The 14,246-nt window shown below is 42.3% G+C and carries 9 protein-coding genes; all 9 read right to left on the bottom strand.

The features are described from left to right. Positions 1-3: 3 nt before the first annotated feature. Positions 4-615 (bottom strand): hypothetical protein, encoded by a 612-nt coding sequence (locus tag D7Z94_RS21580; protein WP_147415958.1) that lies wholly within the window; start codon positions 613-615, stop codon positions 4-6. Between the two features lie 154 nt (positions 616-769). Further along, positions 770-1,678 carry a glycoside hydrolase family 17 protein gene (locus tag D7Z94_RS21585; RefSeq protein WP_120713732.1) on the bottom strand — a complete coding sequence of 303 codons (909 nt, stop codon included), beginning with the start codon at positions 1,676-1,678 and terminating at the stop codon, positions 770-772. 26 nt (positions 1,679-1,704) lie between these two features. Beyond that, positions 1,705-3,270: an MFS transporter gene (locus D7Z94_RS21590; protein WP_120713733.1), complete on the bottom strand. Its 1,566-nt coding sequence runs from the start codon at positions 3,268-3,270 to the stop codon at positions 1,705-1,707. A gap of 50 nt (positions 3,271-3,320) precedes the next feature. Further along, positions 3,321-4,805: a glycoside hydrolase family 30 protein gene (locus D7Z94_RS21595; RefSeq protein ID WP_120713734.1), complete on the bottom strand. Its 1,485-nt coding sequence runs from the start codon at positions 4,803-4,805 to the stop codon at positions 3,321-3,323. A 23-nt stretch (positions 4,806-4,828) separates the two neighbouring features. Continuing rightward, positions 4,829-6,133: a glycosyl hydrolase family 17 protein gene (locus D7Z94_RS21600; protein ID WP_120713735.1), complete on the bottom strand. Its 1,305-nt coding sequence runs from the start codon at positions 6,131-6,133 to the stop codon at positions 4,829-4,831. A gap of 5 nt (positions 6,134-6,138) precedes the next feature. Next, positions 6,139-9,594, bottom strand: coding sequence for a hypothetical protein (locus D7Z94_RS21605; protein ID WP_120713736.1), 3,456 nt, complete (start codon positions 9,592-9,594; stop codon positions 6,139-6,141). A gap of 94 nt (positions 9,595-9,688) precedes the next feature. Continuing rightward, positions 9,689-11,956: a carbohydrate binding domain-containing protein gene (locus D7Z94_RS21610; protein WP_120713737.1), complete on the bottom strand. Its 2,268-nt coding sequence runs from the start codon at positions 11,954-11,956 to the stop codon at positions 9,689-9,691. 14 nt (positions 11,957-11,970) lie between these two features. Continuing rightward, positions 11,971-12,837 (bottom strand): glycoside hydrolase family 16 protein, encoded by an 867-nt coding sequence (locus tag D7Z94_RS21615; protein WP_394347463.1) that lies wholly within the window; start codon positions 12,835-12,837, stop codon positions 11,971-11,973. A gap of 21 nt (positions 12,838-12,858) precedes the next feature. Beyond that, a complete protein-coding gene (locus D7Z94_RS21620) occupies positions 12,859-14,244 on the bottom strand; it encodes a carbohydrate-binding protein (protein WP_120713738.1) in 1,386 nt (461 codons plus the stop codon). Positions 14,245-14,246 lie beyond the last annotated feature (2 nt).

A 14,246-nucleotide genomic window follows, 5' to 3' on the forward strand; every position in this document is an offset into this window, starting at 1 on the left:
CTATTAATGTATGCCACGGCAATTGTTTTCCAGGGTTATCTTAAGTCTATCTATCTCGGTAGCCCCTGACGGTAATTCGTCTTGCTGCAGGCCTACATAATCATTGGCTGCTTTCCATTTTTCAATGGTCTCGCTAAAAAAACGGGAAGCTAGTGTATCGGTTTCGTATACGAACAGCTGATACGCTTCGCCCTGATCCCCTCCAAATCGGGTAACCACCTGCCATCTGCCATCTTCTTTGTATGAAGTATTGGTATAATCCGACTGTGGATAATATTTGTTGTCCATGGGTTTTAACAACACCCAAATGTCTTTATTATGCGTTTCGGGATATACACCAATCGTAAGAATGCGACATTTAACCGTGTCACCTTCAATTGGAGATATAACTTGTACTTTTTTTACAGGGTATTCCACTTGCAATTTGTTTCCCGTATGAAAAACTTCCATATGGGCCTTGGGCTGTACTACCCCATAGCCAAACCCTCCAAAAAGCAAAAGCGCTGCCCCAATGATTGCCAAAACCATCTTAACATTGGCATTCTTGTTGTAGAATATTGCGGCCAGTACGCAAATAATACCTGCAATTACGGAAATTAAAACACTTGTTACCATCTCTAAATGATTTAAATTAACACTATTGCTTTTACTAAACCAGGAAAACTGCATTTAGCAAATCACAATGATCTAAAACAGATTCAAACATTTTTTTTTTAGAAAATGCTCCGATCCATTTTATGCAAGATGACCTTTCCCCGAAAAAGGTATCTTAATATTTAAGGCTTTCGTTCTTGTCCCATAATCCCCAATAGGCACCAACGTCGCCCTCGGCCCCTACTTTCCATGACTCATCAAATGAAGAAAAATAGAACATTTCAATATTCTCCTTGGCAGACCACATCTGTGCATTGATGAAGTACTTCATTGCATTTTCCTCCGATGAAACAGCTCCTTTCAGGCTGCTGCCTGTACTCGGCCAACCAGTCTCCGTAATAATAACCTTTTTGCCTTTACCGGCATCGGTGGCCTGGCCGAACATTTGTTGCATGTGATTCAAGGAATGTTCAATGCTACAGCCTTCCCAATACGGATAACAGTTTGATAATATGACATCACAGGCCTCGGCAATGCGGGGTCGATGCGAAAACTCATAATATGCATCCACATATCCAACGGTAATTCCCGGCAGGGCCTCTTTTACCAGATAAATATAGTCCAGCAATTGGTCTTCCGTCAAATCGTTTCGATACAAAACCTCATTGCCTACGGCGGCAATGTCAACGCAGCCCTCTTTTGCCAATGCGATCAGACTTTCTATCTCAGCTTCGTTCATCTCCAAATCGTGGCCTAACCAAGCCCCTACCATAGTTTTCAAACCATTTTGATGCGCCATACGCGGGATATGTTCATTCCCCTCTATACAAGAAAAAGAACGTACCCATTTGGTATAGGGTTCTATAATTTGAATTCTACGTCTTACCTGCTCTTCTGTGATAATGTCTCCCGGTTTTTGTCCATCTTCGTACATGCTAAAGCATAATCCATGCATCCCATTCTCCAAGGTGGCCCTCCATAGTTTTCTTAACTCCTCTATGGAATACTTGCTAAAATCGACTCCCTTGTAATCTGTGAAACTAGCCGAACGGATCAAATAATCGTGTTCTCCTCTATATGACATTGTTTTTTGTTCTTACGTATTGTTGTTTATAATTTTCCCCTACGTGCTTCTAATTCTGCCTTAATTTCCCGAGCTCTCTTTTCAGTAAGGCTATACTTCCACATGGCCCAGACGGCGAGTGCCGCAGTAAGCGATGGGACCAGTATATCGGCCAGCCTGAGATTATTCATAGTTTCTATGGACTGTTCGGCCGCATTGGGGTCAAACCCAACGATACTCAAAATCACTCCGCCCAAAACCAGGGCAATAGACTGGCCAATTTTAACCATCAGCCAATAGATGGCGCCAAAAGTACCTTCCTTTCGGGGCATGCCATTTTCCAATTCATCCAAATCACAGACATCTGCGGTCATGGACATCATTAAGGTGAAAAGGCCTCCCATACCGAAAGCAAATAAAGGTATGGGCAAAAAAATCAGCCATGGTACTTCACTCCCCGGATCTATACTAAACCATGACATTCCTACACTATCCAGAAATGGATTTAGAGTTTCGAAAATAGAACTTACTGTTGAATTTAAACTTTTACCAAAGCCTGTTTGGTTAAATTGGCTATTCAATTCTTTATCGAAGCCCCACCATTTTAAAAGATAGCCAACAATAGATAAAACTGTTGAAATAATAAAGGCCTTTTTCTTCCCCCATTTATCCGACATTTTTGAAATAATGGGTATCACCAAAAATGCGGTGATCATTGCATTTATCATATTGAACCAAGCGGGCCACGTACCCGCCATTTCATAGCTACCGTTATACATGTAAAACACTATGATAAAAACACCAAATGCCGCCACGAGCTGAAAGCCGTTAAAAACCAAGAAGGTGGCTCCACATAATTTCATAAAAGGCTTATTCTTAGAAACTTGAACGATTCCCGCCAACAAGTCTTTCATATTGGAAGCAAGTGATTTAAAATTAATTTCTTTTCGGTTCTCCATATTTGAGGAATCTATACCCTTGCAAAATAATGCAGGAAGAATTCCAAAAATTATACACATTGCCCCGACAATAAGGGCCATGGTTCGCACCCCTTCCGTTTGTGTATTAAAGGTGTTGGAATCTGGAATAATTACGTATAACCAAGGGACGATCATCCAGGCAACTTGTCCCATAGTATTGGAAAAGGCCATGAGTCGTGTACGCTCGTTATAATCCGAGGTCATTTCATACCCAAGGCCCACCAATGGTGTAGCAAACATGGTATTACCAATGAGGAATAGTAACTGAAGAATCATCACATGCCAAATGATATAGGATTGTGATGCATTGTCATCAATTTGCCACATTAAAAAGAAAAGTATCCCACTAATGATCGCACCTACGAAAATATAGGGTCTTCTACGTCCCCATTTCGATTTGGTATTATCTGAAATAAAACCCATTATTGGGTCCGTTATGGAGTCAAATATCCTTGGTAAACCACCTAAGAGCCCCGCCCACAAGGGATCTACGCCCCAAGCTGTCAATAAAAAGAATTGGATAAAGACCCCAAGTGTTCCAGGCAAAATATTCAATATGAAATGGCCCGCCCCAAAAGCAGCTTTTTGCCTAATGGGGACTTTATCTGTTGAAAGTGTTTTTACTTGACTCATGATTCCCTGATTTAATGGTTGGTGTTTTACATTGGTCGCACTCTATACTTTTATTTTATTACTATGGTTTGAATGGCCTGGGCACTAATTTTGATATTGGAGCTTTTTTCCCCTAAAGACAGTTCTAAATTTTTATCGTCCTGGCCTTGATTAAAGACTACCACTGCAATAGAACCATCAGGATTTTTGCATGCCGTGGCCAAAAGAGACTCATCTGTCTTTGTCAATCCTATTCTTTTAGATCCGGGACGGATAAATTTGCTGAAGTGAGCCATGGTGTAGTAAATAGGGGTGAAATACACTTCATCATTTTCCGGATCTACAATAACCGGTGCTACACACCAGTTCTTGAACCAATTGGGGCCACCCTGTCTGTCCAAAACCATGTTCCAATCGATCCATCCATCTACCCAATTGTTCAAACAACCAATAATGTCTCGTGCATAACGATAAACCGGCGCGTATTTTGGATGTAGGTGCTTATTCTTTTCAGGTGCCCAGTCCCATCCCCAATCGGTGGCTTCCTTGGACCAATACCATTGGTCATCCTGCCATTTGGGGACCTCTGCATCAACACAGGCTTCCGTTTGTATCAAGTGCTTCTCCGGCGCTTTGTCATGTGCATATTGCAATGCCTCGGGAAAAACCTCATAGGTACTTGCGTACCAATGTATGGCAGTGCCATCATAGTATTTTGAGGTGGCCGGGGTTCTGTACATCTCATCTACCCATTCCTTAAGATGCTCGCGGTTTTGGTCATAGCCCAGTATTTTCACATTGTGCCCGTCACTTTCCAATTTGGGTCCAAGATAATCCTTTACAAAATCGGTCATTTCTTGGGCAGTAAAATGCATACTCTCCCAATTGTTATCATTACCCAAAGGTTCGTTCTCTACGGTAAAGCCCCAAATATCAATTCCTTCTGCCTTGTACGCATCTAAATATTTAGAAAAAAACAACGCCCAGGTTTCATTGTGCTTAGGTAACAATTTACCCCCACGCCAGTCGTTGTTGTCCTTCATCCATGGCGGTGCCGTCCAAGGTGAGGCCACTATTTTAAACCCATCTTTGGATAGGGCCATAGCCTCCTTTATCATGGGAATAAGATCGTCTCGGTCCTCATCAATGGAGAAGCTCTTCAATTCCATATCATCCTCTATTGGAGCATAGGAATAATTGCCCAACGAGAAGTCGCATGAATTCATATGTGTCCGCGTTAAAGAGTATTTTGCACCATCTTCACCAAAATAGGCGTTTAATACCTTTTCCCTGTTTTCTTTGCCCAATCTATTTAGCAAAGAGGCCGATGCCTCCGTAAAGGATCCGCCAAATCCTGTTATGGTCTGAAATTCTTTTTCAGGAGATAGCTTTATCACGGTAGCATCCCCATCTGAAGAAAACTCCTTTACCTGCTTTAATTTGTTGCCATTGGCCGAAGTTTCATAGATTTCAATTTTCAATGATTCTCGTTTTTCATGACAACAAAACATTATAAAGGCCAAAGGGATACACATAATGTACTTGAATATTTTCATAGGCGTTGGTTTTGGAATCCGTCTTATCTGTGAGCGGCAATTTCGTTCGCGTTTGACGGTACCAATACTGTTTTCATTAACTCCTCTTCATTTCCATTGTAGGTTTTGGTAATAGGATTTCCATTACGTGTCAATCCATTAAAAACACCCCTATCCACCAAATCCCAAAGCGCAAATTTTGCTTTTCCGTCAACGGTTATCAAACCAAAGTGGTTTTCAGAACCTTCGGGGTTTTTAGCATCTTTCCATGGTTCGTCAAAACCTTCAAAATAAAAGCAGGATATACCGGCCTTATTGGTCCAATCTCTCATGAGCCGGTGATACAATCCCTCTTTGTATTCATCGGTAGCCTTGGAACCCGTAGAACCGTAATGGCCATTTGAAACGGTTGCCCACCCTGTTTCACCAATATGGATAGGTTTGGAAACTCCTAGACTTTTCATGTAATTGGATACACTATCGTACTGCGATTTTGAAAACTCCAAAGCCCGGGACATTGCAGCGTCTATTTTTTCCCTATCCGAAAGTTCCCCTTCTTCTTCAGGGACACCCCAAAATGCCGGATTGTAGTGGGAATTATGATAAGGATAGGTATGCATGGAAATATAGTCGACGGCCCTTACAAGTTTCTCCAAATCCTCCGTGTGATAACTGGCATCTCCCCCACCCCAGGATGAAAAATCATCTGAACTGGTTATCCATAGACTCTTTGGCAATTTTCCGGTTTTCTTTAGATCCTGAAGATGATTTACCCATTTTAGGATAACCCAAGGTTGTACATAATAGCTTGTAGCCCAGTTTACCATGGCCTCATTACCAACCGCAATTACTTTGACAATATCAGGATATAGATTTGCCAATCTAACGGCTTCTTCAATCTCTACCGCATTTCTTTCACTTTCTTGCGTATGGTCCGGCTCTAGGTCGGTCCATGCATTTTTGCAATCTATCCATGCCCCCAACATCACGTACATTTCAAAGCTTGGGTCCTCTTTTTTTAGTTCACTGATCGCTTTCAATACGTTAGAAGCATGAGGTAAATGCACTTTGTAGGTCCGTAATATTTTAATATTCATCGCTGCCAAGATTTTCATGTCTTCTTTTAGCTCTTCCAAGGTGGGCTCCATATCATGATCTGCATGTCTGTACCCCCCATAGGAAATGGCCACATAATCGGGATTCCCCAAAATATCCTTTGCACTTAAATCTGATGCTTCGTTCACAATATCAATTTTGCTTTCTTTGGTTGTTTTATTTTTACACGAGGAAACGGATGCTATCAGCAATATATAGATAATTGTTCTTATGCTACTTTTCACGTACTTCATGTCCTTTATTTTTTGATGAATACCATAATTCTCTCAATTTGCCCGTTTCTATCAAAAATTTTGGTACTAGTTTGTAAATCAAGTTTTAAGGTATCTAATTCTAATGTGGAACTTGTATTGAATGTTACCTTTACACCTTTTTTATCCGCCAGTTGATAAATGACCGGAACCTGGCAATAGGTAAAACAAAGGGAATTCCTTTCCAGTTCAATCTCCCTAAACTCCCCATTTACAGCAATGTATCTGAATGTTGAGGGCTCCCTTAAAAATTCTGTCCTTCTCAACAATTGGGGATCAAAGAGTAGTTGCCCCTCATGAACAAAAACGCCCAATTCACCAAACCTACTCAGAATATCCTCCTTTACCTGACCCGTCATACCAGGCTGTTGAGCTCCTTTACCGGCAGGTGTGTGTGAGTAGGGATCCGTTGGGAAAGCACCATATAATTCAGGGGATTTATGTACACCAATTCCCTCGTTGATTTCATAGTAATGCTCCAACAACCGACCTATTGTTTCCTCACCTTCTTTTTTGGCAATGGCATTTAAACAGGTTTCTTGAACGGCAAGCAACAGTTTTGAGACCATATGCCAGTAGATGGACCCCAAACCTTCATAGCCAAAAAAGGTACCCGAACGGCCGGTAAAAGCTTTATGATCAAAGACCCCTTCAAAAATGTCCAATAGCAATTGCAGTTCTTTTTGAACCAAACCTTGATATTTTTCAGGTAGTTGGGACAAGGCCGTTTGTAAACTATTGGCATTGTTGAAAGTTCCATTAAAATGATACTCCCCATTACTATCTTTCTCAACGATTTGGGTATCGCCCTCCTCCAAAAGTTTAAGCATCAAATCTGATTTCCCTACTTCGCTGGGCGGAATGTTGTTTTTATCCGAAAACCTTGGGAGTTCCTTGTTGGGATATAGCAAATAACTGTATTGGTCCGGCCTGAAAAGTCTGCTATTTTTAAGCGCATACAAAAGTTCCAGAGAAGCCTCGGCCGAAATGTAACCGGAACTTAAAACCGCCACCTGACCTTCCAACATTTCGGCCAAATGGGCGATGGAAACCTCAGTATCATTTTCTAAGGTCATTAGGTTATAGGCGTGGTACAAGTTGTCCGTGCGTTTATTGGCATCTATACTATGCTCCAAATATTGTATCGTAACTTCAATAAACCGAACGATTTCATCCTTGGAAAGCCCGCTTGTTTCACCACTAAAACCGGTGTTGTAAATCTGATTTCGGTAATTGCTTCCCGCTTTTCCTAAACCATCCACAATGGTTTTTCTATCCGTATCGGAAACCTTGGCGGACAATACAGATAGATTATTGACAAGTGTTAGACGAACCTCATTGAAAAACTCAAGGAGTTCCTTTGAAATTTGATACTCGGCATCAGGGATTTCCCTTACGATTGTCCCAAAAAAGCTTAAAAAGCGTCTTAAATAATACAATGTCACCATGGAAACACCGTTGCCTACCAAGGCGTTGTTGGCATCGTTCCATTCAGGCCTTTGGGTATTCATCCAAATACCTCCTTCCGGAATAAAATTGGATACTTTTGCCAAGATTGTGGCCAATAATTTTTCCAGTAGGTTTACGCTGTAAATCTCTTTATTTGAATCCTTTAATAGGGCCCCGTCGGCACCCAATTGCTCACGTTCTTTATTGATGCTGGCATCCAGATCCGCATCAAAGACAATAGTATCCTTAGGATTTGCCAAAATAGCTTTATAGTCCTTTATTTTGTAGGGTACATTGGCATATACAAAAATATTTTCGTTGAAATAAGAAGCTAACCCAGTGGGATAGTGTCGCTCCATAAATTCCAGGAACTTCAACAAGTAAATGATCTGATGGTCGCCCCAATAGCCGATATAGGACCAGGGGTCGTCCGGTTCTATGGTTTCCCAATCAAAACCACCCTTGGTAACCCGATAGGGATTGTACCCATCAAAGGTCGTTGCATTGAGAAATTTATGAATCATACTTTCGATAAAGGCCGGATAGGAATAGGCCAACGCCTCCCAGTTCTGAAAAATATCGCGCCAGTTTCCCTCATAATCCAATACTTTTTTACCGTCATCGGTTTCCGTATTTATGGAGAACTTATTCCATGGCCGACTTGGGTCACCATGCCTTCTACTGAACTTTAAAGGCATATATTCAAAAGCCAACCTTTTAAAATTGCCGTCCTTATCATCTTTGGCAATTTGCTTTAGATGAGCTAACGTAAATAGCTCTGGCAGTTGCTCCAGGCTTCCTTGCCTCTTTTGAAATACATTGTTATTTGCCTTGTCGATATATGTTAAGAAGTCCGATTTCTCGATTTCATAGTTATTATCAAAAATACCGCCCCGCATAATGTTGAAGAGCGTGTTTGCAAAATGCCTTGTGTTGCGCATGGTATCCGCTGTCAATTGTAGGGCATCCGCCGCGCTATTGAGCCTTAGCAATTGTCCGGATCCTTTTTGAATATCTTCCTCGATCAGGTCAAAAAGGTTTTTTTCTGTTTTGATCAAGCGGGAAATTTCAGCGATATCCGCTTTAGATTGGTTCACTTCGGCAATCAGCATCCAATTGCGTTTCGCACTTGCAGCTAGCACCACATCGGCATTCACAAAATAGGCTCCTTTTTCTGCTTTTACATCGACCTCTTGTTCTATTTCATATCCTTTCCTAAAGGCATCCAGTTGCAAGGAGGAAACCAGGTATTTTGTCTTTTCCAATCCCGTAGACCAGACCGTAGTTGCCTTTAAGGCTTCGCTTGGTTCCGCTTTGTCAACAATGATAGCGCTCAAAGCGTAAATACTCAATCCAATTTCAGCTTTCAACTCGTTCCTTTTGTACGCATCGACCAGATTGCTACTAGTATTCTGCATGCCAGAATTGACCCCATAAGGCATAATATTTTGGATACCGTCCAAAATCGTTATCCTAACCTCATTTTCGCTAGTGCTGATAAGGGTAGACTTTTTTACAAAACCGAACTGGCTACTGAAATTCCAATGGTATTGAAACGTCAACTTTAAATCCTCATTGATCTCCTCAAAAACAATTTTATTGCCATAGGCGTTTTTATATAGGTTTCTATGGATTTTGTAGATTCCTGCATAGTTGCCCGAGAAAGGTTCCCATAGCAAGGTCTTCCCTTCCCAATGCACCTGAAATACTGTTTTACTACCTGTTACATCAGCAGATTCGGTGATTTTATCGTCCGTGTAATATGGAAATAATGCCGACTCCGAATTTCGCCTTCCAGCGGATAGCCCTCCGTTGCTGGAAATGAACATCCAATGGTTGGAATGGCTCACAATGCTCATAAAAAAGGGACGCATCACATCATAGTTCGAAATCCTGTAATATGCTTCATTTCCAAACTGAACCTGTTCTCCCTTAATCTCTTTTGAGGTAGTTATTACCTTGGAATTTCCTATGTAAATATCCTTTCCAGACATTTCAGATTTTTAGATGGTTGATTGTTGTATTTAAGCGAGAGGCCAGTGGGATCTGTTTCACCACCGACCCTTCCTCAACTTAAGCATATTTCATCTATTCCAGAATTAAATCGTCCAAATAATATGTGCCACCTTCCGTAATAGCACTGTCTATTTCATCGTTATCCGGTTTTATTACCAATTGACTGTACGATGTAGGTGAGGCGGGCAGGTTGATGAACGTAAATTCAACCTCTGTCCATTCATTTGCATTGGGTATAGTTGCAAAAACAGCAGCAGGATTTCCGATACTTCCGTCATTTGGATTGGCCAGCAATTCGAACCGGAAAACTACATTTGCCTTGGTGGAATATACCTTGATCTTAAAAGTATCGGTCGTGGTCAAATCAAAGTTTGATGGGAATACATTCTGAATCCCCGCAAAGAATTCCGAACCGGTAGGTTTGTCCACTCTCAAAACAAAGCCGGAGGTATTGATTCCGGTTTGCGATGGATTGGCCGAAAGTTCAGAGGCTAAACCTGCTCCAAAATTTTGACTGGAAAGAAAGGTTTCACAACCTTCAAAATCCAATGGAAGCGTCGTAGCCGCTACTTCGGTATCCGAACATCCTCCACTTCCTCCGGAACCGCCTGTATCCAATACCAAGGACACGTTGTCTATTACTACCGTACCCACATCGGCACCCATATCAAAGAGTATGCGACTGTCCGACCCTCCAAATCCGGTAGCATTCAAGTTTAGGGTAAATGTTTGGGTATCCGTGGTCAAGTTCACAGTTTCGTTAACATTGGTAAAAGGATCAACGTTTAATCCGATACCGGCGACCATAGTACGACTCCGATCCGAGGAAGCTTCAAAAGTCAGTATGTAGTCAGTGTCTTGGGTGATATCGAGTACTTGGCTCAAATTCACATCAAACGCATTACCCGCCACCATTACATCTACCGAATTAAAACTATTTCCTCCATCAGTAACAATGTTACGTCCGCTTCCGATCCATGGGTCGTCACCTCCCTCGAAATCACCGTTGGTCAACAAGCCGTCGTCAAAATCACCACCACCGCTATCGCTACCATCCCCTCCTTCAACCAAAGAAACATTGTCAATGATTACGGCACCTACATCGGCGCCCATATCGAAGAGGATACGACTATCGGCGCCTCCAAAATCGGCTGCACTCAACTGAAGCATAAAGGTCTGGGTCTCCGTGGTCAAATTTACCGCGGGTGCCGTGTTGGTAAAGGGATCTACGTTTAGCCCAATACCGGCCAAGATGGTCCTGGCCCTGTCCGAAGATGCTTCAAAGGATAAAATATAATTGGTGCCCTGGGTAAGCTCTACGACTTGGCTCAAGTTCACGGTAAAGGCCTCCCCGGCCATCTCCACATTGGCGGAATTGAAGCTGTTGCCGCCTTCGGTAACTACATTAAGGGCGTTCCCAATCCAGCCTTCCCCACCGTTCTCAAAATCGCCATTGATCAAAAGGCCGTCGTCAAAACCTCCGCCCGTATCACTCTCCACTTGTGTAATATCATCCAAATAAAATGTGCTGGATACTCCGGGATCGGCAGCAAAGCCTACAAACAAATCCAAGTTCTCATATTGACCATCCGGCGCAAAAGTCTGTCCGTTTTCCGGATCGGCAGCAATAAAACTTTTAATCCCATTGGTCAAAAAGTTAAAAGTCAGGTCTTCCCAGCCGCTGCCGATATGTGCCGTAACCACTTCCACATCCCTGGCACCATCAATACCACCAGAAAACTTTACTAAAAAGTTGGTTGCCACGGTCGAATATAGTTTTAAAGCTATGGTCTTGTCAGTACCGCTAAAGTCTACGGGACTGTCCATAGGGAAAGTGACACCTTGGAACGAAACCCCATTGGAAACAATTTCCCCTACCATAGAAGCTGTGGTATTGGCGCCGGATAGCTCCGGGTTTTCCAAAATCTGAAATGCCGTATCAAAAGTGACAATGGTAGAGTAATCCACATTCTCACCATCAAAAGTAATGGGCAAGGCCAATACCTCTGGAACGTTAATCGTAATTTCATCCTGAAATGTACCGGATGCCCCTGCTATATTGGATGCGGTCAGGATTACCGTATACGTGCCGTTGGCCGTATAGATTTTGGTAGGGTTTATCTCTTCCGAATCAGTTTCGTCACCAAAATCCCAGGCATAACCATTGACATTTGTAGAGGTATTAATAAAGGTGACCGCACCTGTGCTTTGGTCCAGGGTATATGTAAAACCAACTTCTACTCTTGGTAATTCGGTATCATCATCATCTTCGCAGCCTACCAATGTTAGTGCCAGAAAGAAGACCGAAAGAACTTTAATTCTATCAATAATCTGTTTCATAGTTAATTTGTTTTTTATTGTTGATACACACGTACATAGTCTACGAGCATGGTCTGAGGGAAAACAGTTTCGTTATTCGGTGGTCCGGGCAAATTACCGCCAATAGCTACATTAAGAATGATATAGAACGGACGATCAAAGACCCATTCACCTTGGCCATCCGTTTCCTCGTCTATGTCCTCAGGTGTAATTTGTTGATACAAATTGCCGTCCACGTAGTAATTAATGTAATCCGGGGCCCACTCTATCCCAAAGATGTGGAATCCGGTATCAAAACGATCATTGGTCAATTCATAGTCCTTGCCAATGGAATCCCCGCCGAAAAAACCTGGTCCATGGACACTACCAAAAGCAATGGTGGGTTCATCACCTACATTCTCCATAATATCAATCTCTCCACAGGCAGGCCAGGGATTATCATTACAATTGTTGCCCAATAAAAAAAATGCCGGCCAATAGCCTTTACCAAAAGGTACCCGAATACGTGCTTCAAAACGCCCATATGCCTGCTCAAACAATCCTTGGGTGGTAAGTCTTGCCGAGGTAAACGATGACCCATTAAAGTCTTCCTGCTTTGCGGTAATCAATAGGAATCCGTTTTGAACAGTAACATTTTCCGATCTATCCGTATAGTACTGTAACTCATCATTGCCCCAACCTGGGATACCTTGTTCCGTACCATCGCCAATATCAAAGCGCCAACGACTGGAGTCGGGTGTACCATCTACCTCAAAATTATCTTCCCATACCAAGGTATTGAAAGTGGCTACGGTCTGGGTATCATCGGTTTCGCAACCCATAACCAGAAGGAGCAGGCTTGCGAAAAACATTTTATAGCCCCACATTGATTTTATGTTCGTATTTAAAACTTTATGTTTCATAGCTTCTTAAGGGTTTACGTATTATTCAGCTGAGAAAAAGATGTTATCGATAGATACGTTGGATATGGTACCATCTGAGACAAAGAATAACTGGCCAATGGCATTTCTTGCACCAAGACCCGTAAAACTGGAGAGCGGGATTTGGAATTCTACCCATTCGTTAGGGACTAGATCGCCGCCCTCAATTCTAAACGTACCGGAAGTCAAATCAGGATTTCCTACGGAGTTGACCAATTGTATATTAATGAAGTCTCCGGGATCAATGGATTCTTCCACTCTGATCGAAATGCGCAAGTCTGTCATTTCAGTGATGTCTATTGGAGCTACATTTTGAAAGAAATTTATGGAGACAAAGTCAAGTTCGGTATATCTAATGATTTGCCCTCCGCTTTCTTCCACTAGGCCTCCTTTTGTATTTTGACCTAGAAAAAATCCATTGTAGTTGTCCACAGGAATGTCAGCGAACAAATCAGTAAAAATTGAGACGATTTGTGCTGATTCAGAGGATTCTACAAGCAATTTACCCTCTGCGAGCACCCCTGCGATAGAAGCGGTTATTTCTGTTAAACCTGTGCCTGCAACCGTAACCTCGCCAAGTTCATCTACAAAGGCTACATTAGGATCAGAGCTTTCAAAACTGAAGTAAGAAGGCGTTACACTGATGGTCTGATCAATTCCCGACCCCAAATTGAATGTTTGTTGCAACTGGCTAATAGTTACGGTTTGTCCTACCGTTGTGGGAAACCGGCTGTCATTGCCTCCCAAAATAGAAGGTCTGGATTGCGCTACGGTCCCTAAATTTTCGAACCGCAACTCATCGATCCAAAAGGTAAACCCCACACCGTTAGTGCTTAGTGTCCCGGAGGAGAATCTAAACATGCCTCGTTCTTGAACTAATTTTGAGGGATCCGGAATGGGAATTATAACTTTTTTCCAATCCGTGGATAAACGAATGTTTTGGAGACCTACCGCAAATTTATCCTCTTCAAAGTCGGACCCAAAACCTACTTCGTCAATGGTAGCCGTAGTGGAACCTTTAATGTAGAATGTTAAGGCATCAAAACCTGTTAAGTCCCTACCGGCCCCTCGATCGAGGAAAATGCCCCCAATAAAGCTCCCATTAGGGTCATCTGGTGCAGGTACATCAATTCGGATAGAGGACGAACCTTCAAAAGCGATATCATCATCCGTACCAAAGCCTTCGGTATTCGCCCCGATAGCGGGATCAAAAGACACGAAAAACTCATCGGTAAGACTTACCGGAGTATCCGTAAATATATCTGCATTAGCCGAAAACGTAGCAAATTTCACCTCATCCGAAAAATCTCTTTCACAAGATGAAAAGGCAACAAAGCCCAAACCCAGAAGAAGTATAAAACGTAAATTGGTATATGTATAAATTTTCATTT

The organism is Ulvibacterium marinum, assembly GCF_003626755.1.
Lineage (GTDB): Bacteria > Bacteroidota > Bacteroidia > Flavobacteriales > Flavobacteriaceae > Ulvibacterium > Ulvibacterium marinum.

Bases quoted from the DNA above. Each gene is read 5' to 3' on its own strand.
- D7Z94_RS21590 (WP_120713733.1), bottom strand. From the start codon at position 3,270: ATGAGTCAAGTAAAAACACTTTCAACAGATAAAGTCCCCATTAGGCAA.
- D7Z94_RS21620 (WP_120713738.1), bottom strand. From the start codon at position 14,244: ATGAAAATTTATACATATACCAATTTACGTTTTATACTTCTTCTGGGT.
- D7Z94_RS21580 (WP_147415958.1), bottom strand. From the start codon at position 615: ATGGTAACAAGTGTTTTAATTTCCGTAATTGCAGGTATTATTTGCGTA.
- D7Z94_RS21600 (WP_120713735.1), bottom strand. From the start codon at position 6,133: ATGAAGTACGTGAAAAGTAGCATAAGAACAATTATCTATATATTGCTG.
- D7Z94_RS21610 (WP_120713737.1), bottom strand. From the start codon at position 11,956: ATGAAACAGATTATTGATAGAATTAAAGTTCTTTCGGTCTTCTTTCTG.
- D7Z94_RS21615 (WP_394347463.1), bottom strand. From the start codon at position 12,837: ATGAAACATAAAGTTTTAAATACGAACATAAAATCAATGTGGGGCTAT.
- D7Z94_RS21605 (WP_120713736.1), bottom strand. From the start codon at position 9,594: ATGTCTGGAAAGGATATTTACATAGGAAATTCCAAGGTAATAACTACC.
- D7Z94_RS21585 (WP_120713732.1), bottom strand. From the start codon at position 1,678: ATGTCATATAGAGGAGAACACGATTATTTGATCCGTTCGGCTAGTTTC.
- D7Z94_RS21595 (WP_120713734.1), bottom strand. From the start codon at position 4,805: ATGAAAATATTCAAGTACATTATGTGTATCCCTTTGGCCTTTATAATG.